Source organism: Lysinibacillus sp. 2017 (genome assembly GCF_003073375.1).
GTDB lineage: Bacteria > Bacillota > Bacilli > Bacillales_A > Planococcaceae > Solibacillus.
In genome coordinates, this window is the sequence record NZ_CP029002.1 from 2,412,158 (window position 1) to 2,435,989 (window position 23,832).

20 protein-coding genes, 1 other RNA gene and 2 other annotated features are annotated in these 23,832 nt (G+C 37.9%); of the genes, 5 read left to right on the top strand and 16 right to left on the bottom strand.

Features of this window, described 5'->3' with window-relative positions; translation table 11 throughout:
• Positions 1 to 91: 91 nt before the first annotated feature.
• Positions 92 to 1,306, top strand: a complete 1,215-nt coding sequence (locus DCE79_RS11745; protein ID WP_108713227.1) for an MFS transporter — start codon at positions 92 to 94, stop codon at positions 1,304 to 1,306.
• A 43-nt stretch (positions 1,307 to 1,349) separates the two neighbouring features.
• On the opposite strand, the gene DCE79_RS11750 is transcribed toward DCE79_RS11745, so the two are convergent.
• Positions 1,350 to 2,201, bottom strand: coding sequence for a DegV family protein (locus DCE79_RS11750; RefSeq protein WP_108713228.1), 852 nt, complete (start codon positions 2,199 to 2,201; stop codon positions 1,350 to 1,352).
• Between the two features lie 240 nt (positions 2,202 to 2,441).
• Between DCE79_RS11750 and DCE79_RS11755 the strand changes: the two genes are divergently transcribed.
• Positions 2,442 to 2,912, top strand: a complete 471-nt coding sequence (locus DCE79_RS11755) for a glutathione peroxidase (RefSeq protein ID WP_108713229.1) — start codon at positions 2,442 to 2,444, stop codon at positions 2,910 to 2,912.
• A gap of 183 nt (positions 2,913 to 3,095) precedes the next feature.
• Here the strand turns inward: DCE79_RS11755 and DCE79_RS18775 are convergent, their stop codons facing one another.
• From DCE79_RS18775 to cymR, 7 genes are all read right to left on the bottom strand, one after another.
• Entirely contained in the window at positions 3,096 to 3,269 is a 174-nt protein-coding gene (locus DCE79_RS18775) for a hypothetical protein (protein ID WP_234417262.1), read from the bottom strand.
• A 204-nt stretch (positions 3,270 to 3,473) separates the two neighbouring features.
• On the bottom strand, positions 3,474 to 4,055 hold the full coding sequence (locus DCE79_RS11765; protein ID WP_108713230.1) for an anthranilate synthase component II: 582 nt from the start codon (positions 4,053 to 4,055) through the stop codon (positions 3,474 to 3,476).
• Complete coding sequence (gene trpE, locus DCE79_RS11770) at positions 4,052 to 5,440, bottom strand: anthranilate synthase component I (protein WP_108714491.1); 1,389 nt, start codon at positions 5,438 to 5,440, stop codon at positions 4,052 to 4,054. Before trpE ends, DCE79_RS11765 begins: the two co-directional genes overlap by 4 nt.
• A 59-nt stretch (positions 5,441 to 5,499) precedes the next feature.
• Positions 5,500 to 5,701, bottom strand: a binding site (T-box leader).
• Between the two features lie 572 nt (positions 5,702 to 6,273).
• On the bottom strand, positions 6,274 to 6,939 hold the full coding sequence (locus DCE79_RS11775) for a tetratricopeptide repeat protein (RefSeq protein WP_108713231.1): 666 nt from the start codon (positions 6,937 to 6,939) through the stop codon (positions 6,274 to 6,276).
• Positions 6,940 to 6,997: 58 nt separating this feature from the next.
• The gene (gene mnmA / locus DCE79_RS11780) at positions 6,998 to 8,116 is read right to left on the bottom strand and encodes a tRNA 2-thiouridine(34) synthase MnmA (RefSeq protein ID WP_108713232.1); all 1,119 of its coding nucleotides are present in this window, start codon (positions 8,114 to 8,116) and stop codon (positions 6,998 to 7,000) included.
• Between the two features lie 191 nt (positions 8,117 to 8,307).
• Positions 8,308 to 9,447, bottom strand: a complete 1,140-nt coding sequence (locus DCE79_RS11785) for a cysteine desulfurase family protein (RefSeq protein WP_108713233.1) — start codon at positions 9,445 to 9,447, stop codon at positions 8,308 to 8,310.
• A gap of 26 nt (positions 9,448 to 9,473) precedes the next feature.
• Complete coding sequence (gene cymR / locus DCE79_RS11790) at positions 9,474 to 9,893, bottom strand: cysteine metabolism transcriptional regulator CymR (RefSeq protein WP_108713234.1); 420 nt, start codon at positions 9,891 to 9,893, stop codon at positions 9,474 to 9,476.
• Positions 9,894 to 10,009: 116 nt separating this feature from the next.
• Between cymR and DCE79_RS11795 the strand changes: the two genes are divergently transcribed.
• On the top strand, positions 10,010 to 11,290 hold the full coding sequence (locus DCE79_RS11795; protein ID WP_108713235.1) for a replication-associated recombination protein A: 1,281 nt from the start codon (positions 10,010 to 10,012) through the stop codon (positions 11,288 to 11,290).
• A gap of 132 nt (positions 11,291 to 11,422) precedes the next feature.
• Here the strand turns inward: DCE79_RS11795 and DCE79_RS11800 are convergent, their stop codons facing one another.
• Entirely contained in the window at positions 11,423 to 11,923 is a 501-nt protein-coding gene (locus tag DCE79_RS11800; protein WP_108713236.1) for a GTPase, read from the bottom strand.
• Positions 11,924 to 12,090: 167 nt separating this feature from the next.
• Positions 12,091 to 12,495 carry an aminopeptidase gene (locus tag DCE79_RS11805; RefSeq protein WP_108713237.1) on the bottom strand — a complete coding sequence of 135 codons (405 nt, stop codon included), beginning with the start codon at positions 12,493 to 12,495 and terminating at the stop codon, positions 12,091 to 12,093.
• Positions 12,496 to 12,669: 174 nt separating this feature from the next.
• On the opposite strand from DCE79_RS11805, the gene DCE79_RS18650 reads away from it, so the two are divergent.
• Positions 12,670 to 14,130 carry a methyl-accepting chemotaxis protein gene (locus DCE79_RS18650; RefSeq protein ID WP_108713238.1) on the top strand — a complete coding sequence of 487 codons (1,461 nt, stop codon included), beginning with the start codon at positions 12,670 to 12,672 and terminating at the stop codon, positions 14,128 to 14,130.
• Positions 14,131 to 14,207: 77 nt separating this feature from the next.
• Here the strand turns inward: DCE79_RS18650 and DCE79_RS11815 are convergent, their stop codons facing one another.
• From DCE79_RS11815 to hisS, 5 genes are all read right to left on the bottom strand, one after another.
• Positions 14,208 to 14,969, bottom strand: coding sequence for a tRNA threonylcarbamoyladenosine dehydratase (locus DCE79_RS11815; protein ID WP_108713239.1), 762 nt, complete (start codon positions 14,967 to 14,969; stop codon positions 14,208 to 14,210).
• Between the two features lie 177 nt (positions 14,970 to 15,146).
• Positions 15,147 to 16,406: a group II intron reverse transcriptase/maturase gene (ltrA, locus tag DCE79_RS11820; RefSeq protein ID WP_108714481.1), complete on the bottom strand. Its 1,260-nt coding sequence runs from the start codon at positions 16,404 to 16,406 to the stop codon at positions 15,147 to 15,149.
• A 560-nt stretch (positions 16,407 to 16,966) separates the two neighbouring features.
• Positions 16,967 to 17,165: non-coding RNA, 6S RNA (gene ssrS, locus DCE79_RS11830), on the bottom strand.
• Between the two features lie 146 nt (positions 17,166 to 17,311).
• Positions 17,312 to 19,078: an aspartate--tRNA ligase gene (aspS, locus tag DCE79_RS11835; protein WP_108713240.1), complete on the bottom strand. Its 1,767-nt coding sequence runs from the start codon at positions 19,076 to 19,078 to the stop codon at positions 17,312 to 17,314.
• Between the two features lie 14 nt (positions 19,079 to 19,092).
• Positions 19,093 to 20,361 carry a histidine--tRNA ligase gene (gene hisS, locus DCE79_RS11840; protein ID WP_108713241.1) on the bottom strand — a complete coding sequence of 423 codons (1,269 nt, stop codon included), beginning with the start codon at positions 20,359 to 20,361 and terminating at the stop codon, positions 19,093 to 19,095.
• 77 nt (positions 20,362 to 20,438) lie between these two features.
• Positions 20,439 to 20,675: a binding site (T-box leader), on the bottom strand.
• Positions 20,676 to 20,893: 218 nt separating this feature from the next.
• Between hisS and DCE79_RS11845 the strand changes: the two genes are divergently transcribed.
• Complete coding sequence (locus DCE79_RS11845) at positions 20,894 to 22,501, top strand: N-acetylmuramoyl-L-alanine amidase family protein (protein WP_108713242.1); 1,608 nt, start codon at positions 20,894 to 20,896, stop codon at positions 22,499 to 22,501.
• A 62-nt stretch (positions 22,502 to 22,563) separates the two neighbouring features.
• Here the strand turns inward: DCE79_RS11845 and DCE79_RS11850 are convergent, their stop codons facing one another.
• The gene (locus DCE79_RS11850; protein WP_108713243.1) at positions 22,564 to 23,763 is read right to left on the bottom strand and encodes an iron-containing alcohol dehydrogenase; all 1,200 of its coding nucleotides are present in this window, start codon (positions 23,761 to 23,763) and stop codon (positions 22,564 to 22,566) included.
• Between the last annotated feature and the right edge of the window lie 69 nt (positions 23,764 to 23,832).

Consider the following 23,832-nt stretch of genomic DNA (forward strand, 5'->3'; position numbering starts at 1 on the left):
TTATCTTTATTTTGACATGTCTACTATAATAGAAGAAATGTAGTATTCAAAACGGTTGTTAGGATTTTTGTCACTTGAAAGGATTTTTTCTATGAATTACATACAAAAAGGAACAAAAGCATTTTCGTTAACAAATCTGGCCTTGTTCGCAGCGGGATTCATCACATTTGCTAATCTCTACATTACACAGCCGTTATTGCCTCAGTTTGCTAAGGAGTATGGGATTTCCCCCGCAATTGCTAGTCTTTCATTGTCTGTAGCGACAGGAGTACTTGCCTTTAGTTTACTTTTATTTGGTTCTCTATCTGAAGCTTGGAGTAGAAAAAAACTGATGACCTTCTCCATTTTCGCAGCGTCTGCATTAACACTCGTTTTAGCTTTTTCCCCAACTTTTGAAGTATTATTGCTACTACGTATTGTGCAAGGTTTTGTTTTTGCGGGAGTTCCTGCAATTGCGATGGCCTATTTGGGCGAAGAAATGGAACCAACAAGTCTCGGAGCAGCGATGGGGTTATATATTAGCGGGAATGCGATTGGAGGATTATCAGGACGTGTTATTATGGGGACGATGACACACTATTTCAACTGGCAAGTCGGCATGATTACTCTTGGAATTCTTAGCCTAATCATTTGCTGCTATTTTGTTTGGGCATTACCTGAATCGAAACATTTCATCCCACGCCCTTTAAAATGGAAGCCGCTTACTCACTCATTACTTGCACATTTAAAAAATACACAATTACTGTGCTTGTTCGGAATTGGCTTTACACTAATGGGCAGCTTCGTCACTATGTATAACTATATTGGCTTTAAATTAGTAGAGCCTCCGTACAATTTAAATACAGCAGTAGTTGGTTGGATTTTTATCGTCTATTTAGTTGGATCATGGAGCTCTGCTTGGTTCGGTAGTTTGTCAGATAAATTTGGTCGTCAACGCGTTCTGTATATAGGCATACTTATTATGATTACGGGTGTCGTACTGACATCACCTGCACACTTATCCATTAAAGTCATTGGCCTAGTCATTTTTACTTTCGGTTTTTTCGGCTCTCATTCCATTGCGAGCGGCTGGGTAAGTCAACTTGCAAATAAGGACAAAGCACAAGCATCCTCTCTCTATTTGTTCGCTTACTATATGGGATCTAGTATTAGTGGTACATTAGGTGGCGTATTCTGGTTAAATTTTGGTTGGAGTGGGATTATTCTTTTCATTTCTTCCGCTTTAGTAGTCACTTTTGGCTTAGCTATGATGATTCATTTCATTCAACGTACAAAGCATGTAACAGAAGTTAACATGCACTCATAAAAATAAGCAGGTCCATCCATTTTGGATGGCCTGCTTTCACTTTTTAATTTCGAACCCATGTTAAACCTAATGTTCCTTCACCTGCATGTACACCTACACATGCCGATAATGGCGTTGGCTTGAATGTAATTTCGGGGAATTGCTTTTGTAATTCCTTTTTCCATTCCTTTGCCCCAGCTTCATTATTACAATTAATAACGGCTACTTCTTGTACAGGTGATTTTGCCATAGCACGCTGTAATTTTTCGATGACAGCATTTTTTGCACGTTTATCTGCACGAACTTTCTGCGCAACTTCAACGCCGCCTTCTTTGTTGTATTCAATGACTAATTTAATATTAAGGAGATTACTTAAAAACATCGCCGTACCTGATACGCGACCACTTTTATGTAATTGCTCTAAGCTAGCAGGAATGAATGCTAACTCTGCATTACCTCGAATCGCTTCGATTTCTTTTACGATTTGCTCTGGCGGTAGCCCTTCTTTTTCTAACTTTAATCCTAATTCTAGCATCACCTGCATCGGATAAGATCCAATTTTTGCATCAATGACATAGTTTTTGAACCCAGCTTGTTCTGCTGCCATTGGTGAACTTAAAACCGTACCTGAAAGTTGTTCAGATGTATGAATCGCAATTGCCGCGTCATAACCTTCTTCTTTTAATTTTTCATACAATGCAACATGCTCACCAAAAGTTGGCTGTGATGTTTTTGGATGTATTTTAGATTTCTTTAATTTATCGTAAAATTCATCGTGTGTCATATCAATTGTTTCTCGTAAGGCACCTTCTTCAAAAACAATGTTTAATGCAAGCACATGAATATGATGTTCTTTAATAAAATCCTCTGCTAAAAGTGCAGCAGAATCTGTAACCCACGCAATCTTTTTACCCATAATAAAATTAACTCCTCAACTTCAATTTTTCTCTCTATTCAAAATGTAAGCGTAAACACTATCGCAACATAGTGACAACTGTCATACCTCCTCTATTATTCCCTTACGCTGACATGGTTTCGACAAGATTTATAAAATTATATTTAGATTTTAAAGAGGGAATTTATTTTACAGTACAAACTATTTTTTGTACGATTAGGAAGAATACGATAATAACAGTAATAGAACGGAGGAATTTAGATGAATATATACGAAATCCCTGTCAAGACTGAAAAAGGTGAACAATATGACTTAAATCGTTATAAAGGCGATGTCATGATGATCGTTAATACCGCGAGTAAATGTGGTTTCACAAAACAATTTACTCAATTAGAAGAGCTTTACGATAAATATAAAGACCAAGGCTTTGTTGTACTTGGCTTCCCTTCAGATCAATTCAAGCAAGAATTAACATCTGGTGCAGATGCTGCAGAGTTTTGCCGTTTAGATTACGGTGTAACATTTCCGATGCATGAAATGATTAAAGTGAATGGGTCAGAAGCACATCCACTATTCCAACACCTAACTTCCGAAACAAAAGGTTTATTAGGGCAATCCGTAAAATGGAATTTCACGAAGTTTTTAGTTGATCGTGACGGCAATGTGGTAAAACGCTACGCTCCAAAAGACAATCCACTAAAAGCAGAAAATGATATTTCAAAACTACTGTAATAATTCATAACTTCTTAAAACCTTTTACGTGACGTAGCAAAAGAAGAATATTGGGCTACTGCTGGAGAAAAATTTTCAAAACATATACCTATGATACTTGTCGCTCAATTATAAGAAGTTTCAAACAAGGTAGGGGCCGTCACGGAATAATTCATTTATTCTGTGACGGCCCTCTTATTTTCACTACCATAAAAATTCATCTTTTTTTTCTAGTTCAATGGTTAACGGCAAAATTTTTCTGACGACTAATACACCATAAACCACAACACAAATGGCGACCGTTCGATCTTTTGTATAAATATAGGCAATGCGATATAAATAATCGCTATATGTATCGATCAATTGTTCAATGTCCATTTTATGTCCTCCTTTCAACCCTATAGACGGCAGAAATTTTCAATTGGACGCATTTTCCTCAAAAAATTTTTTTACATAATAAAAACGCCTAACCGTTAAAAGATTAGGCGATTTATTTACGGTTCAAAATTTAGTAATGCTTTTTTAGTAGCTTTTTCATCTTCAATTGTTCTACTGCAGCTACATCAAATTTATCTTTTGGGATCATACTTGTACCCCGATTTTTTGTAAAAATGCTCGGATCATATCAGTTCCTGTTTTTGTTCCGATTGACTCGGGATGAAATTGAAGACCGAAAAGTGGATACGTTTTATGTTGAATCGCCATGATTTCACCGTCATCTACGGACGTTGCGATTACTTCTAAATCTTCATGTAGTGTTACCTTTTCAATAACGAGTGAATGATAGCGCATAACTTCCAGTTCACAATCAAACTCAGAAAAGAGGCCTTTCTTTTTATAGGTCAGTAAACTCGTCTTCCCATGCATAATATGGTTTGCACGGTTGATACGCGCACCGAATGCTTCCCCAATTGCTTGATGTCCAAGGCAAATACCTAAAATCGGATATTCCTTATATAAAGTACGAATCATTTCAAGCACAACTCCAGCTTCGTGTGGCTCACCGGGTCCTGGGGAAATGATAATCGCTTTTGGATTTAGTTCTCGAATGTCTTTTACCGTTATGGCATCATTTCGGACAATATGTACCTCTTGCCCGCAGCTTGCAATTTGATGATACAAATTGTACGTAAATGAATCATAGTTATCGATGAGTAAAATCATACGCGCACCTCCAATAACGCTTTCGCTTTATTTAGGGTTTCCTCGTACTCCATCTCTGGAAGTGAATCATAAACAATACCTGCCCCTGCTTGCACATATGCTTTCTCATCCTTGACAACCATTGTACGAATTGCAAGTGCTAAATCCATATTTCCTGTCGTTGATAAATAGCCAACTGCCCCTGCATATACACCGCGTTTTCGTTTCTCTAGCTCATTGATTAGTTGCATCGCTCGAATTTTAGGTGCACCTGATACCGTTCCAGCAGGTAAACTAGATGCAAGTACATCTACTAAATGCACATCTTCACGTAATTTCGCTTTCACCTCTGATACGATGTGCATAACAAATTTATAGCGTTCAATTTCCATGAACTTCGTTACTTCAACCGTTCCAATTTGAGCCACACGTCCCACATCATTTCTTCCTAAATCCACTAACATTTTATGCTCGGCTATCTCTTTTTCATCTTGCAGTAATTTTTCGGCTATTGCTTCATCTTCTCCAACGGACTGACCACGCGGCTTCGTACCAGCAATTGGATTCGTTGTTACAATTCTATCTTGCACTTTCACTAAACTTTCTGGTGATGTACCTAGGATCGTATAATTCCCAAAATCTATATAATACATATAGGGTGAAGCGTTTGAAGTGCGCAATTTCCGATATAACTGAAGCGGATCTCCATCGTAGTGTGCTTCAAATGTTTGGGATAAAACAATTTGGAAAATATCCCCGCGACGAATATGATCTTTTGCTTTCTCTACCATTTCGATAAATTGGCTTTTTTCGATTGTCGGGTAAAATTCTACGTCCACTTTCTGCGCTGGATACTGTGGTAGCTTCTTTTTCAGCATTTGTTCAAATGTAGCCACATCTTGCTCCATCGTTTCGACACTACGCCCTTCTTGAAATAAATCAATCGCCACAATCGTTACTTGTTGCAGGAGATGATCGAAAACAATAAACGTATCATAAAAAAATACATGGACATCTGGCATTTCATAAACATCATTTACAACTTCACCAATCTGTTCAAAATGGAAAGCCGTTTCATAGCCAAAATAACCAATTGCTCCACCAAAAAAGGCAAAAGGATAGTTTCCATTTCGAATTGGGAGTAATTGCTTTAACACTTGTAATACAGGTTTTTGAATTCGTTGCATCTCTTGACCTTGCTTATAAAATTCACTTTCAACCTGTCCGCCCTTTAATTCTGCAATCGGATTACAGGCGATAAATGAATACCGACCACTTTGTTTAAATTTTGCATTCGATTCAAATAGTATTTTGTTTTTCCCTTGTAATGCGATAAAAATGGAAATTGGCGTTAATGTATCGCCATTGATTTGCTTCAGTACATAATCTTTCGTTTCAACTCTCATACTCATCTCTCATCTCTCCTCAGCTCGGCTTAAAAAAACACAAAAAGGCCCTTTCGTATGTAAAGGACGAAAGAGCCGTGGTGCCACCTTTATTGACTAAAAAAATTAGTCCACTCAACTACTCGTAACGTGAGTGCTACGGCGCAGCATTTCCTCTGCGCAGCTAGAAAGTCCATTCATAAAGTTTGTTTACTAACTTCCACCAACCGTTAGCTCTCTAAAAAACGACACTTTACTACTCTTTTTCATCATTGCATTTCTATTACTCATTGTAACTTTTCTAAACGGAATTTTCAAACTATTTAAACAGGTTTACGATAGTTCATTTAGCTCGTAATAATCATGGGACACGTCCACCCAAGTCATTAATTAGACCAAATTTCGATTCTACGGCATGACCGCATTATGGCCACGTGGTACGTGTCCATACTACTGTCTTTAATGCCGCTTGCAAGGCAAGGCCCTCCAATACAAAGTGTCATTCATTTAACCTGGTTAAATGCGTCTGATAATACCGCTTGCGCTATCGCGAGGCGGCGGGTATTGATCAAGTTTATCCTCTATTCTAGGTGAATTTTGAATCCTATTTCGTTATTGAAATGAAAGTGAATGCCATGGTTTCATTTATGATGAACACTCTTTCATTTAAACTATTTTCAAGTTTAGATGGAGCCACGCCCCCAGGAAAGCGTCCCCCGAAGCGTAGCAGAACGGACTAGATTAAAAAGGAATCACTTTGAATCCTAAAATTATGTCATCCCCAACTTATGGTGATGAGCCATAAAAATAAAAACCTTATACTTCTCCAATATTCGAAGTATAAGGTCCTATGTTTAATTAGCTCGCTGACAAATCATATCGTAAATATATTTTGCTTGATCGAATTTCGGTTGTAGCGTGAATGCTTGTTTCAAGTGATATTTTGCTTTATCTGTATCTTGTGTTGAAACCGCATAGAGTACACCTAAATTGTAATGGGCATCTGCATTATTCCAATCTTCTTCGATGACGAATTCAAGCTCTGGTTTCGCGAATTCAAACATTTCTAATGTACATAATAAAATCCCATAAGCTAAACGAATTTGAATATCTTTCGGTGCAATTTCTGCCGCGCGTTGCATAAATGGTAATGCTAATTTGTAATGTTCTTCACGCTCAAAGCTTTTTGCTAGCATGTAGTATGCATCTGCGCCCTCAATGCCGTGATCGATTGCTTTTTGATATAATTTGGCAGCTTCTGTGAAACGCTCAGCTTCAAAATAAAGATTGGCTAATCCGTAATAGGCTGTTGCTGCTTTTTCATCGACTGTTATCGCTTTTTGGAAGAAGCGCTCTGCACGTTCAATATCGTTCATAGCCGCAAGTAATGTACCAAAATTCACATAGCCTACAGCTTCTTCAGGATTTGTTTCAATGGCTTGTGTAAATGCTTGTGCTGCATCTTCGTAGCGTTTTTCTTGGAACGCTTTAATGCCGATTTCGTTATAATTTGTATCCATTCATTTCACCTCAAACAAACGTATAGACGCTCACCTATTCATGAACGTCTACCGATCATTAACCTACATACGTTAATTTTTCGCTATTTTTAAATACTTCATCAATCGTACCGCCACCTAGACATTCTTCTCCGTCGTATAATACGACTGCTTGTCCTGGTGTAATTGCGCGTACTGGTTCAGCAAATTCAATGAAAGCCGATCCATCTTCACGCATCGTAACCGTAACTGCTGAATCTTCTTGGCGATAACGGAATTTTGCTGTGCAGTTAAATGTGCCTGTTTTCACTTCACTAGTAAAGCTCATTTTCACTGCTGATAATGCTTCTGAATATAAGGCATCATGATGGAAGCCTTGTCCCACATATAAAACATTACGTTCTAAGTCTTTTCCGATAACAAACCAAGGTTCACCATCGCCACCGATGCCTAAACCATGACGTTGACCTAATGTGTAGTACATTAATCCATCATGTTTTCCTTTAACTTCGCCTTCAAATGTTTCCATATTGCCAGGCTGTGCGGGTAAGTATTGGCTTAAGAACTCTTTAAAGTTACGTTCACCGATAAAGCAAATCCCTGTTGAATCCTTTTTCTTTGCAGTTGCTAGACCTGCTTCTTCTGCAATTCTACGCACTTCCGGTTTTGGTAAATCTCCAATTGGGAACATTACTTTTTCGAGCTGACCTTGTGTTAATTGGTTTAAGAAGTATGTTTGGTCTTTGTTGCTATCAATACCACGTAGCATACGAACACCATTTTCATCGTGTGTCACACGTGCATAGTGACCTGTTGCTAAATAATCTGCACCTAAAGCTAGTGCATGTTCTAAAAATGCTTTAAATTTAATTTCTTTGTTACACATTACATCTGGGTTTGGTGTACGTCCTGCTTTGTATTCTTCTAAGAAGTACGTAAACACTTTATCCCAGTATTGTTTTTCGAAGTTGACTGCGTAATACGGAATGCCGATATGGTTACAAACAGCGATTACGTCTTCATAATCCTCTGTTGCTGTACATACACCAAATTCATCTGTATCATCCCAGTTTTTCATAAAAATACCGATAACATCGTAGCCTTGCTCTTTTAAAAGATAGGCTGCTACTGATGAATCTACCCCACCGCTCATACCAACTACTACTCGGATTTGTGATGGATCTCTTGTTTCTACCATTTACTATTCACCTTTTCTTAGACAAATCGCGTAAAAGGCGCGAAGTCTTTACTTTTAATCACTTATACCTCGGCAAAACTCGCGTTAGAATTTGGCTTTGTGCTTGCACAAAGTAATCCTAGCTGAATTCGTGACATCCGCCGGAGACTATAACTTCTTTATATAGGTGTTTTCATACCCACATCAAGAAGTTACGTTAGTCGTTTGACAATTTCCGCAGTACGCTTCCCTGCCTCGCGAACTAACTCATCTGATAATCCTACCCCAAAACTAAAGCGAATGGAACTACGAAGTTCTGGCGCGTTACTACCAAACATGGCAACTAACACATGAGAAGGATCTATTGAACCTGCTGTACATGCTGAACCACTTGATACAAGAACGCCTGCCATATCTAAATTTATTAAAAATGACTCTACATCTGTTCCTGGGAACGTCACATTGAACACATGAGTTAGTACATGCTGTTCATGACCATTCACTTTAAATTCAATACCTGCTTTTTGGAATTCCTCAATTAAAATTGCTTTATACATAGTGTATTTCACTTTACGCTCTGAAGCTTTTTCTTCTGAAATTTGGGCTGCCTTTGAAAAAGCAACTGCAGCTGGAACATTTTCTGTACCAGCACGACGTTTTTTCTCCTGTGCCCCACCGTACATAAAGTTCGCAAATTTTAGCCCTTGTTTTGCATATAAAAACCCGATGCCTTTTGGTCCGTTAATTTTATGTGCAGAAACGCTTAATAAATCAATATGCATAGCTGCTACATCAATTTTTTCTAAACCAAACGCTTGAACTGAATCTGTATGAAACGATGCTTGGTGATCTTTTAATAGTGCACCAATTTCTTCAATTGGTTGAATCGTTCCAACCTCATTATTACCAAACATAATCGATACTAAAATCGTATCGTCACGTAACGCGTTTTTGACATCTTCAACGGAAACACGACCAAAAGTATCCACAGGTAAATACGTAACATCAAAGCCTTCACGCTCTAATTTTTCACACGCATGTAAAATCGCATGATGCTCAATTTGAGACGTAATAATATGCTTACCTTCTTGTCGACGTGCATACGCTGTACCAAAAATCGCTGTATTATCAGCTTCTGTACCACCACTTGTGAAAATAATTTCGGTTGGTTTGGCATTAATTTTTTTGGCTAACACGCTGCGTGCTTCGTCTAATGCTTTTCGTGCTAGACGACCATCTGTATGAATACTCGATGCATTCCCACTTATTTCTGCCATTGCACGAGCAAAGACGTCAATTACTTCAGGGGCAACTGGTGAAGTGGCCGCATGATCGAGATAAATTGTGTTCATAACTGTTAATACTCCTTTTAAACGGTTTAAATATAGAACATATAACCGTCTGCTACTTCTTCATTTGTATACTTCGCTAAATCGTCAATTGACGTTGTATCTAATACATTTTTGACTGCATCTCGAATTCTCATCCACAATTCACGTTGTGGAGCTTCTTCGTTTTCAATTCCTTCAACGGGCTGAATTGGTCCTTCTAAAACACGAATTACATCTGCTGCAGAAATTTCATTTGGCTTATGCGCTAACATATAGCCACCATAAGCTCCGCGCACACTTTTCACTAATCCCGCATTGCGTAATGGTGACACAAGTTGCTCTAAGTATGCTTCAGATAATCCCTTTTCAGCCGCAATTTTACGCAGGGGAATCGGACCTTCGCCATGATGTTTTGCTAATTCAATCATAATTGTTAAACCATAACGACCTTTAGTTGATATTTTCATCTTAACACCTCTATTTTCTAGTCCATATATACCCTACATTATAACATAACACCTTTTATTCCACTCGGAAATACTTTATCATTATCTCAAGAAAGACACAAAAGGAGCGATTCATCATGCAAAATGAGCCATTAGCTTATAAAATGAGACCGCGTACTTTACGAGAAATTGCCGGTCAGCAGCATATTATCGGTCCAGAAACTCCACTTTTTAAAATGATTGAAAAAGGTCATGTTCCATCGATGCTTTTATACGGTCCTCCAGGAGTTGGAAAAACCTCGATTGCCAATGCGATTGCAGGCAGCTCAAAATTACCTTTCTTCGCACTAAACGCGACGCACGCAGGTAAAAAAGATATTGAACAAGTCGTAATGGATGCACGGATGAGCGGAAAAGTAATTTTATTTTTGGACGAAATCCATCGTTTCAATAAGTTGCAGCAAGATACACTACTACCCCATGTGGAAAACGGTTCGATTGTATTAATTGGCGCGACAACGGAAAATCCATTTCATGATGTGAATCCAGCCATTCGCTCACGTTGTGGAGAGATTTTACAATTAGAACGGTTAACAGGAAAAGATGTAGAGCAACTGCTTCGATATGCTTTAGCAGACAAAGAACGAGGACTGGGTCATTACGAAATCACGGTGACAGACGATCAGCTTGAACGTATTGCAAATGCCAGTAATGGAGATGCACGAAAAGCTTTAACCTTATTAGAATCTGTATACTATGCTTCTGATGAAGTAGATAATGTAACAATTTTAAATGACAATGCGATCGATGCTTTAGCAAAACGCATTGGCGTATTCGGAGATAAAGGTGGCTCTCACTTTTATAACTTACTATCGGCGTTGCAAAAATCAGTTAGGGGCAGTGATACGAATGCCGCACTGTTTTACTTAGCAAACTTACTCGAAAATGGAGATTTAGTAGCCGTTTGTAGAAGATTACTTGTGATGGCTTATGAGGATGTTGGATTAGCCAATCCAGCTGTCGGTGCACATGTACAAGCCGCCACAGAAGCAGCGATAAAACTTGGATTGCCTGAAGCACGTATACCACTCGCAACGGCGGTTGTAGAAATGTGCCTATCAGATAAATCAAATTCAGCCTATCAAGCACTAGATGCTGCAATAGCGGCGATTCATGAAGGAAAAACTGGGGCGATTCCAAACCATTTAAAAGACGCCCATTATGCAGGAGCAATAGAGCTCGGACATGTTGGTTATCAGTATCCACATAACACACCCATTGGGACATTCGGTGGCTGGGTCAATCAGCAATATTTACCCGATGAACTGGTTGGCACTGAATTTTATAAACCAATTATTGCAGGAGAAGAAAAACGCATGGCCGCGATTTATGAGAAGTTGAAATCGTTTCAAAAATAGAAAAAAGGATTGCTCAACAAAACGGGCAATCCTCCTTTTTCTAGCTATATTCGAAAAATCAAACTAAATAATAGCTTTACATTCAACAAAAAATGCCTAATAAGATTGAACTTATTAAGCACATGTATTACATCATTTATATGTTTTTGAAAATGTTTCGAATTTAGCAATGCATTCATCCACTGTACTTGATGTTGAAATTTCAACAGGTTGCTTTGTTTGAGGTGCAATTGCAATAATACTCTTCTTCACTTCAGTTAAAAATTCTTCATTTTCTTCAACTTGAGCATTTGGTAAACACGCAACACTCATTTGGTATAATTTTACGATGTGAGTTTTAGCATCCTCGTCCTCTGCATTGATTAAATTCGAATGCGCTAAGCCTGTGAAATACAAAAGCTTAGAAGCGATATTCATAAATGGTACCCAATACGTTGAGGCTTTCGGTAACGCCCCCTCTTTTCGCTCAATTGAAGCATTGAAACCTACTGCCATCTTTTGTAAAAGCTCATCTAACATTTCATAAGCCTTTGACCAATTTGGCTTTGTATCAATATGATCAAATACGATATGATCCATTTTTAATTCTATATTTGGTAAATTTAATAAATCATTTTTTAGTTCAAAATTCATAAACCGTCTCCTCCCTACCATCCCATATACTTATAATATTACTACCCTAACTATAGCAAAAAAAAAACGTCAAACTTTGAAAATGGAAAAATCATTAAAAACCCGACTTAATTTTGCCATATTCCACCTTTTAATAGAATATTATGTTATTTGAATTATTTTAATTCTTACTTCAAACGCAAAAAATATTTAGGATAATATTCTAAAGATGCTTCAGGTTGATCAATCCATTGTTTGAATTGCTCTTTTTGAATGACTGTCATTTCACCCTGACCATATTTTTTAATCGATTGATTTGAACAATAAAAAATCCACGTATGCAAATCAATCCATTGTTCCAAATTTTCATCTTTACTTTCTAAGAAAAATTGCTTTTGTTTTAACACTATCGCCAACTTAAAAAACCCTTCACTCAACGTATAGGACTTCGTTTGAAAATGATATTCTGGTTCAACTATTTGCTGTGTATCAAATACATGAACTGTCATTCGATCGGCATCTATAGCGATTTCCACTGTTCCAACAACATCCATTAAATTTATTCCACGGTATTCTAACTCCTGAATTTTCATCGAAATAATCCCTTTCCAATTCGTTACATTTATTTTATCACAATAATAACGAAACGAAAAATTAATGAATGCTCATTCAAAAAAGCGTGACAGCTGAAGTAATATGTTGTATAAATTAATGAAAAGTATATATTTGACAGAAAATACAAAAAATTAATCGAAAGGTGTGTCGTTATGCTTATTGAGGAGCTTAAGAAAAAAGACTTAATAGAAAAGAATACGATTCTCATGCTTGTCTATGGGATAGCAGCTGTTTTAGGTGGAGTTGCACAAATCTTTATTGATCGTCCAGTTGGAGTCGCACTTTCTTTAATTATTCCGGTTACGTTTGCATTTATTTTTTATGCGATTCAGCGAAAAGTTCGTGTCATCCAGCCTTATTTTCCATATTTCGTAACAATAGCCGCTGTGATTACTGTTTATGGAACAATTGCGACGAATAAAGTAACGCTTGCTACAATCATTTTGAGTATCTTTGTTTTAATTTTAAGTAGTGTACACAATAAAATTAAAGTTCTTGTTACTGGTTATATCGGTTCAACACTTGCTTTGATTTTTAACTTTACAATGGATACTTCTGGTTTTGCGATTGACCCTGCCAATGTTTTCGTGACGCAAACTTTAATGGCAATCGCTATTTTCCTTCAAGTACGTCAAAACAAAAATATGATTTTTAATATTGAGAAATTAATGGTCGATGCAAACGAACGTGCATTCCACGAAGAGGCTTTGCATCAACGCCTCGAAACTTCTGTCCAAAGTATTACCGGAAAACTCGAACTGATCACAGATAGTACTAATCACTCAAGTGCTGCCCATCAACAAATGCTTGCTTCTTTAAAGGAAGTTAGCAACGGTGCGCACAAACAATCTGCTCATGTTCATGATATTGTCCAAAGTACAGAATTAACGAATACAGCGCTTCAATCCATCGTTTTTGAATTAAACCAAATTATTAATGAAGCTGAGAATGCTAGTATGAGCGCAGTCGATGGTGCCAATTCGATGACAAAACTCAAAAATGAAATCGATACTTTCACATCTTTCTTTAATGAATTAAATGGGACATTCCTTTCGTTATCGAACAAGATTACAGAAACAAATGATTTTGCTCTCTCCATCAAAAAAATTACTGAACAAACAAACTTGCTTGCCCTTAACGCTTCCATTGAAGCAGCACGTGCAGGCGAACATGGCAAAGGCTTTGCCGTTGTAGCCGATGAAATTCGAAAATTAGCAAGTATTACCGATGAAACGGTCGTAAAAATCGATCGAAATTTAGATGAGGTTAATTTATTCAACAAGCAAGCACTCGAGCGTTTAAATAACGGACTTCATCACGTGACTGGCCAAGTTGAAATGGTTGATGATTCGAACAGAACGTTTACGAATTTATTTGACGCAATAAAAAAATTACAACAAAATTTATCACAGTTTTCTACGAACGTCCATACAATTGAACAAAACGGAAAATCAATTGAAGTCTCTACCAATGATTTTGCAGCCATTATTGAACAAAGCACAAATTCAATTGACCAATTATGTAATATTCTCGAAAAAATTAATCATGATCAATTTACCGTAACGAAAAACATTGAAGATACTTACAAACAAGCGGTTGAAATAATTGGATAAAAAAGGGGCTGTATTAAAATTGACTTTTAATACAGCCTTTCTTCGTAATAATAGTTCCTTAAAATATTACTTTAAAGTTAATCTTGTACGCGCTTAATTTGAACGTCTTTTAAAATTGTATTAATAACCCAGCTTGCTGCGATCAATCCTGCTACAGATGGCACGAACGCATTTGAAGATGGTGGTAATTGTGCTTTACGAATTTCTGCTTCAGGTTTACCTACGTATTGGGCTACTTCTGGTCGTACAACGATTGGCGATTCATCCGAGAATACAACCGTTACGCCTTTTTTAATTCCTTCTTTACGAAGTTTTGTACGAATTACTTTCGCAAGTGGATCGGTATGTGTTTTCGAAATATCAGCAATTTTGAATCGTGTTGGATCCATTTTATTCGCTGCACCCATACTTGAAATCATAGGGATATTTCGTTTTAAACATTCTTTCATTATATGAATTTTGTATATCACTGTATCGGATGCATCGATGACATAATCAATACCTTGTGCAAAAAATTGTTCATACGTTTCTTCCGTATAGAACATATGCATATCGATTACTTCACATTCAGGGTTAATGTCCGCGATACGTTCTTTCATCACACCTGATTTTGATTTACCAACTGTTGATAAGTACGCTACTAATTGACGATTAACATTTGTAATATCGACATTATCTTTATCAACTAAAATAATACGGCCTACCCCACTTCGCGCGCATGCCTCTGCCGCAAATGAACCCACACCGCCTATCCCTAATATTGCAACGGTTGTATTTTTTAATTTTTCGAGTCCTTCTGTACCGATTGCTAACTCGTTTCGTGAAAACTGATGTAACATTTGCTGTACCCCTCAATCTTTATCATTCTACTAGGAATTATAAACACATCGATTCCTCGTTGCAAGTAACATTCGGATATATTTATGAAATAATCGAGTAGGAGACTAGCCATTAATTGGCTAGTCGACCTCTCACACCACCGTACGTACGGTTCCGTATACGGCGGTTCAAAAGTTTTATGTTGGATTTATGATTGTAGCGAGGTTCTTCAACTTGAGTTTTAACCAATATTTATTGTTTAATGCTCGATTGACGATTGGATTGTTCGAGGAGCGCCAGTACCCTTTGCGGGTATTGGCCATTTTATAGGCATCGTTATGGCTGATTCCTAATCTTTTGAGGTTTCTATATTTTGAGATGGTTCTTTTCCATTCTTTCCATCGACATGCCCTTAATCTTCTTCGAATATGGCTATCTATTTTGTTAGCGTAAGACTGTATGTCGGCAACTTTGAAATAGTTTCCCCATCCTTGAATTAAGTAGTTAATTTTCTGAATGCGCGATTCCATATCAATTGAGTAATTACGGTTCGTAATGTACTTCAGCTTTTCTTCGAAACGCTTCTTTGATTTCTTTGGCACGTATACCTTGATTTCACCTCTGTATTTATAGAAGCTCACACCCAAAAATATACGTGCTCTCGGCTTTCCCACTGCTGATTTCTCTTCATTTACTTTTAATTGAAGTTTCTTTTCGATAAATGATGTGACGCCTTCCTTAACTCGTTCTCCCGCTTTTACGCTTTTGACGTAAATGTTGCAGTCATCTGCGTAACGCACGAATTTATGTTGGCGTTTCTCTAGCTCTTTATCCAGTTCATGAAGAATCACATTACTCAATAGTGGACTTAATGGTCCACCCTGTGGTGTTCCTTCTTTTGCGTAAATAAACGTTCCATCTATCATGGTTCCTGCATTTAAGAAGCTTCTTATTAATTTCAAGGTTGGTTTACATAAAATATATTTCGCCATAAGTGACATCAGCTTATCATGTTGAACTTTATCAAAGAATTTCTCTAGGTCTATGTCTACGACATACGTATAGCCTTCTTCAATATAGTTTCTTGCTTGTTCGATTGCTTGATGAGCGCTTTTGTTCGGACGAAATCCATAACTAAAATTACTAAACTTTGGGTCTAGTATTGGGGTTAATACTTGCACGACTGCTTGTTGAATGACACGGTCTGTAACCGTCGGGATTCCTAGAAGTCGTTTTCCTCCATCAGGTTTTGGGATTTCCACCCTTCTAACTGGTTGAGGTTTGTATTTTCCTGCTCGAATTGCTTCGATAATTTGGACTTTATTTTCTTTTAAGTATTGGCGGGTTGCCTCTATATCTTTCGCATCGACACCGGCTGCACCTTTGTTTTTACGCACTTTCTCAAAAGCATCATTCAAATTATCTCTGTTTACTATAACGTTGATTAATCCATCCATATGTTCGCGTGTGGGTAAGGAATGCACATGCAGAATTCCACGCTATTCCTACTCCTGGGGTATTCCGTACCTTACTGTAGGATAGACTTTTCAGTTCTGTGTCATCATTCGCATGTAATACCCTTATACACGTTCACTCCTTTCGTTCAGCCCTTCCCATTACTGGTACTATGGCTTCTGCTGACTTCTAATGATTCAGTTGTACATCGCTGTACAGGTTCCCTCTATGGGTTATTCATCAGATCTCCCGGGGTAAGTCTGCCCACTTTCCTCTCATCCATCTGCCGCATTTATCGCCTCATCTTTCCGAGGATATTTTGGACTTCAGTTTGTTTTGCAACCTTATCCAGATGAGACAACCTCATGCGATTCGTGTTCCTCAGACCAAGATTTTGCCTCGAACTTCCTTCAGATTCCGCGTCACCACGGACACCCTTGTTTTCAGCTAGTGGTTCGCATATCCTGACGCCCACAGTGAACTTTCATCACCTAGTTGACAGACATGCCCGGCACACAAAAATACCCCTTTACAATTTGTAAAAGGGTAAGACAAGGAATAGACGAATCCCAAATATGCCGTCATGTTAAAAACATCGTTTTGATCCCGTATTACAAAAGGGGGGTGCACTAGTCGTAGCGTTAAACTTCCCGCTCTAAAATGGGGCATGTTTGCTTCTACGATAATAAGTAGCTCCCAACGATTTAATGTTCGGTCAAAAGTGTTAAGTAACAATTCATTAACGAACATTTTAGGATTCGTGTTATTGATATAGTAGCATCAACTTTCTGAATATTCAAACGAAAAATACATAATACTAGAAAATATTATTATAGTACTAGATTTTATACAAAAAATAGGAAAAAGACGTTAAATCATTGGATTCAACGTCTTTTTTACTTCATTATTATTTCTTAGGTGCGATACGTAAGCTTAATTCTTCTAATTGTGCATCCGATACGCCAGATGGTGCTGCTGTTAGTAAGCAGCTTGCTGTTGCTGTTTTCGGGAATGCGATTGTATCACGTAAGTTTGTACGACCTGATAATAACATGACTAAACGGTCAAGACCCATTGCTAATCCACCGTGTGGAGGAACGCCGTAGTCAAATGCTTCTAATAAGAAACCAAATTGTGCGCGTGCTTCTTCTTCTGTGAAGCCAAGTAATTCGAACATTTTTGCTTGTAGGTCTGGTTCGTAAATACGTAATGAACCACCGCCAAGCTCATAACCGTTCAATACGATGTCATATGCTTGTGCACGAACTTCTTTAGGATTTGTGTTCATTAATTCTAAGTCTTCATCGAACGGACGAGTGAATGGGTGATGCGCTGCATAATAGCGACCTTCTTCTTCATCGTATTCGAATAATGGCCAGTCAACGATCCATAAGAATTCGAATTTTGATTCATCGATTAAGCCTAATTCTTTAGCAAGTTTTTGACGTAACGCGCCAAGTGCATCTGCTACTACAGATGATTTGTCTGCTACGAATAATAATAAGTCTCCTGCTTCTGCTTCAGTTGCAGTAGTAATCGCTGTAGCGGCTTCGCCTTCAAAGAACTTCGCGATTGGGCCGTTTAAACCTTCTTCTGTTACTTTTAACCAAGCTAAGCCTTTTGCTCCGTAACGGCCAGCAAATTCGCCTAAAGCGTCGATATCTTTACGAGAATAGTTCGCTGCTGCGCCTTTTACGTTAATTGCTTTTACTTCGCCGCCGTTTGCTACTGCTCCTGCAAATACACCAAATGCAGAGTCTTTCACGATGTCAGAAAGCTGTTTTAATTCTAAACCGAAACGTACATCTGGTTTATCTGAACCGAAACGATCCATCGCTTCTGTGTAGCTCATACGTGGGAATGGTGTTACAACATCGATTCCTTTAATGTCTTTCATCACTTGCGTAAGTAAACGTTCATTCATTGCAATGATTTCGTCCATTGATAAGAACGATGTTTCGATGTCGACTTGTGTAAACTCTGGTTGACGGTCAGCACGTAAATCTTCATCACGGAAACAACGTGCAATTTGGAAGTACTTCTCAAAACCACCTACCATTAATAATTGTTTAAATAATTGTGGCGATTGAGGTAATGCATAAAACTCACCGTCATGTACACGAGATGGTACTAAATAGTCACGTGCACCTTCTGGAGTTGATTTTGTTAAGATTGGTGTTTCTACTTCTAAGAAACCTTCGTTTTGTAAGAAGTTACGAATCGTACGTGTTACATCTGAACGCATTTTAAATGTGTCAAACATCACTGGACGACGTAAATCTAAATAACGATATTTTAAACGTAGCTCTTCAGAGATTTCTACGTTGTTATCAATAGCGAATGGTGGGTTTTTTGCCTCATTAATAATTGTTAATGATGAAGCTAAAACTTCGATTTCACCCGTTTTCATGTTTTTGTTAATTTGAGATCCGGAACGTAAAACTACTTTACCTGTTACTTCAATTACATATTCACTACGGATTTTTTCTGCTGTTTCTAGTGCTGCTTTCGCGTGATCGCCAAATACTACTTGTACGATACCTTCACGGTCGCGCATATCTACGAAAATTAATCCACCAAGGTCACGGCGTTTTTGTACCCAACCTTTTAATACGATTTCTTGTCCTTCTTGTGCAGCTGTTACTGCGCCACATGCATGTGTTCTTTGTGCCATTTCGATTCCTCCAACTATTTGTTTTCTAATACGTATTGAACCAAGTGACCAAACTCCACTTTCGTCTGATTGCCCGTTTCCATCGTCTTCACATTCACTGCTTGCTCTTCTAGCTCTGTCTCACCTAGCACAATCACAAATTTTGCATTCGCACGGTCAGCAGCTTTCATTTGTGCTTTCATTTTGCGGTCTAAATAATCTATATCCGCTGAAATGCCTTTTGCACGGAAAGTACTAACAAGTTCCACTGCTTTTAGTTTTGCTTCATCGCCCATCGCAACTACATACATATCTAAATTATTTTCAACAGCAAGCTCGATATTTTTGGCTTCAAGCGCTAATAATAAACGTTCTATTGAAAGTGCAAAGCCAATACCTGGTGATTCTGGACCACCAATATCTTCTACTAAACCGTTGTAACGTCCTCCACCACATAAAGTAGTAATCGAACCGAAGCCTTCACCTGTGATCATAATTTCAAATGCTGTGTGGTTGTAATAATCTAACCCACGTACTAAATTAGGATCCACTTCATAGGGAATACCTAAAACATCTAAATATTGTTTTACCTTTGTGAAGTACTCAGCTGAATGCTCTGTTAAGTAGTTTGTTAATGCAGGTGCAGTCGCCATTGCAGGATGTTTTGCATCTACTTTACAGTCTAAAATACGCAATGGATTTTTTTCTAAGCGACTTTGACAATCACTACAAAGTTCGCCAACTACTGGTGTAAAGTGTTCGATCAGTGCACTACGGTGTGCATCGCGAGTTTCTTTATCACCTAATGAGTTAATTACTAATTTTAAATCCGTTAAACCAAGTGTTGTATAAACATCCATAGCAAGTGACATCACTTCTGCATCAATTGCCGGGTCTGCTGAACCAATTGCTTCTACACCAAATTGTACGAATTGACGATATCGTCCAGCTTGTTGACGCTCATAGCGGAACATTGGCCCCGTATAGTAAAGTTTAACTGGTTGGTCGGCTTGTCCAAACATTTTGTGTTCAACGTAAGCACGTACCGCTGAAGCCGTTCCTTCTGGACGTAACGTTAATGAACGATTCCCTTTATCCGTAAATGTATACATTTCTTTTTGTACGATATCCGTTGTGTCCCCTACACCACGATGAAATAAATCTGTTGATTCAAACATTGGTGTACGAATTTCGTTATAACGATATTTATTGCATAAATCACGAATGACATGTTCTACATACTGCCATTTTTCCGATTGACCTGGCAAAATGTCCTGTGTTCCTTTTGGTACTTTAAAATTCATAAAAGCACTCCTTTCTTATTTGACCAGAATAAAGTCGAAATTCAGAAAAAAAAAGCTTTCGTCCCTTGCAAATAAATGCAAGGGACGAAAGCTTGTAAGTTCTTCCGCGGTTCCACCCTAATTGATGTATTTCTACATCCTCTCGTATTCGGATAACGGCCGATTCCGTCTTCCCCTACTATCTGTTAAAAATTTCGAGGAAACGCCTCTCAAGTGTTGTTCACATGTTACTTACTGTAGGAAAGATTTCAGCCGGTGTCTTTCCTTCTCTTATCAGTAGTGGCAACCGCTACTTATTTGGTCAATGGCAATGTTTCATTTGTTAAATTAACACTAATCTTAATGATGTCTCACGCGATTGTCAACTATTTTAAAAAAAACTATATTTTTCGTCATAATTCAACTTATAATAAGAGGGTACATAGAAAATGAATAGATTGCTAATTTTTTCCACAGTTGTTCATTTCAATCATAAATCATTTACGCCTCTATACACGTATATAGCACAAAAAATTAATAAAAGGAGGTCACTATGAACAGAAGAAATTTGTCGATTCTTTTTATCGTCATGTTATTCATAGCTACACTTCTCCCTGTTATGCAACCGTTGAAAAAGGCTTCAGCAGAGGGAGAAGAACTCACTGTTAATGCAGAAATTCTGTATTTACGCGAAGGACCCGGTTTATCATACCCTATTATTGAAACATTAAAAGAAGGCGAATCGCTCGTTTCCATTTCAAAAGAAGGCGATTGGCACAAAGTACGTGTGGGTCAAAAAGAAGGATGGGTTGCGTCTTGGCTTGTAAAGTCTGCTACTCAAAAAACCGCGGCTGCGACGAAAAAAACAGTCATCTCAAAAGTAGATGCACTTAATTTACGTGCAGAACCTTCCCTTTCAGCTGCCGTCTTAACAAAAATTTCTTCTGGTACTGAGAGTGAGTATATTCGTCAAGAGCAAGACTGGATTCAAATTCAATATGAAGATTATTCTGGCTGGGTGTTTGCTGATTATGTCACAGTGAAAGAAGAAACCGTTTTAAAAGAGTCTTCTAGTGAAGAGTCGAAAAAACCAACAGAGAAGTCTGCCGAAAAACAAACAGAGAATGATCCAAATACGTTTACTGTAAATGTTAATGCCGTTAACATTCGAAAAAAAGCAGATTTAACTTCGAAAAAATTAGGCGTAGCCGCAAAAGACCAAAAATTCACGGTCATTAGCCGCAACCACAATTGGGTTGAAATTGAATATGAAAAAGGGAAAAAAGGTTGGATTTATAGTTTTTATGGAACCTTTACAAAACAAACAGCTGTAAAAGAAACGACTGAAACGAAAAAAACTCAAGGGACTGTTACTATTATTTACAATGGGACAAACCTACGTGAAAGTGCCTCTACCGCTTCCAATGTCGTTACACGTGCGGATGCCGGTCGAACTTACACAATCGTTGAAACAGAGGATGATTGGTATAAAGTCGCTTTAAATGAAAACGACACAGCCTATGTAGCCAATTGGGTTGTCACCGAAAATAGCGATCCTAGCAGATCACAAAAAACTACCACTAAAGCAGTGGAAACCCGAAAAAAAGGGACACTTAAAGGCTTATCAATCGTCTTAGATGCAGGTCACGGTGGTAATGATCGCGGCACAACTGGTGTACGCGGAACAGACGAAAAGGATATCAATCTCCTAACAGTTGAACTCTTAAAATCAAAATTACAATCAGCTGGAGCGACAGTCATTATGACACGCGAATCGGATGTATTTGTTGATTTACGTAAACGTGTGGCTATCTCACATCAGTTTGCAGCAGACGCCTTTATTAGTATTCATTATGATGCATTAGAGGATAGTTCTGTTCACGGCTTTACAACGTATTACACAAACAGCTATCAAAAAGAATTAGCTGAATATGTTCATGCAGGTATCGCAAAAAAAGTAAGCTTAAAAGATCGCGGTTCGCGTTTTGGAGATTATTTAGTACTTCGTGAAAATCGACAAAATGCTATTTTACTAGAACTTGGTTATTTAAGTAATCCATCTGAAGAGCGTGCCATTACAACAGACTATTACCGAGAGCAAGCTTCTTTAGGTATTTATCAAGGGTTGCTAAACTACTTTGATTCCAAATTAGAAAAATAAAAAAAACGGGATGTGTCGGGCAAACTAGCCTTCACATCCCATTTTCAATTTATAATAATATTTTATGCTTGAATAATTTGATATAAATAAAACATTTCATCTTTATTCGCAATTTTTGGCACAGGGTATAAAGGATTTGCCTCATCAAGTGCACGTTCTACCATTAATGGTACATCTCGATTAACAATCCCTTCGATTTTTTTCGGAATGTCCATTTTTTGATTTAGCTCTTCGATGGCTTCGATAAATAACTGCGCTTTTGTTTCATCACTATCACCAAATTGACCAACACCAACTAAATTTGCTAATTCCGCTAATGGTTTTGCCGCGCTATCCCCATAAAAGCGTAGCACATGCGGTAAAATAACAGCATTTGCATAACCATGTGGCACCTGATAAAAGCCACCTAATGTATGCGCGATGGCATGTACATAGCCCACATATGCACGTGTAAAGGCAAGTCCAGCTAAATACGATGCACGCTGCATTTGTTTACGTGCCTCAATATCTGTTCCGTCTTCATACGCACGGTATAAATATTTAAAAATAGTTTTCACCGCTTCACGTGAATACTTACGCGTTTCCTCGGTATTACTACGTCCAATATAAGATTCAACAGCATGAGTTAACGCATCCATCCCTGTCGTCGACGTAATATGCTTCGGTAAATTCACAGTTAGTAATGGATCTAATACCGCATAATGGGGAATTAATACGGGATCATTAATCGCAAATTTTTCATGTGTTTCACTGTTTGAAACAACAGCTGCAACCGTTCCTTCACTACCTGTACCCGCAGTTGTTGGCACTGCAAATAATGTTGGGATTTCTTTTCGAATTTTAAATAGCCCTTTTAGTTGGGCTAACTCTTTTTCTGGACGTGCCACCTTTGCAGCAACGGCTTTTGCACAGTCCATAGGAGAACCACCACCAAATGCAATAATGGCCTCACATTGTCCTTCATGATAGAGCTGTAAGGCTTCCTCAATATTTGTGAACGTTGGATTGGGAACTGTTTTGTCGTAGATGACATAGTCAATATTTTTACCTTCTAATTCTGTTAACAGCGGATCCATTAACTTCAGTTTTGAAATTCCAGCATCCGTTACGATTAATAACTTTTGATAAGCTAAGCTTTTAATTAACTCAGGTAATTGTAGTAGACTGTTTTCACCTTCTATAAGCTCTGGTTTGCGCCAGTCCATAAATTTCATTCCTAATTTCAATGAACTTTGAAAAGTTCGACAATATGCTGCGTACATGGTAACACTCCACTTTCTTAAATTAGACTTTCTTTTCTATATATATTAATAGTATTCGCTAACTCCCTC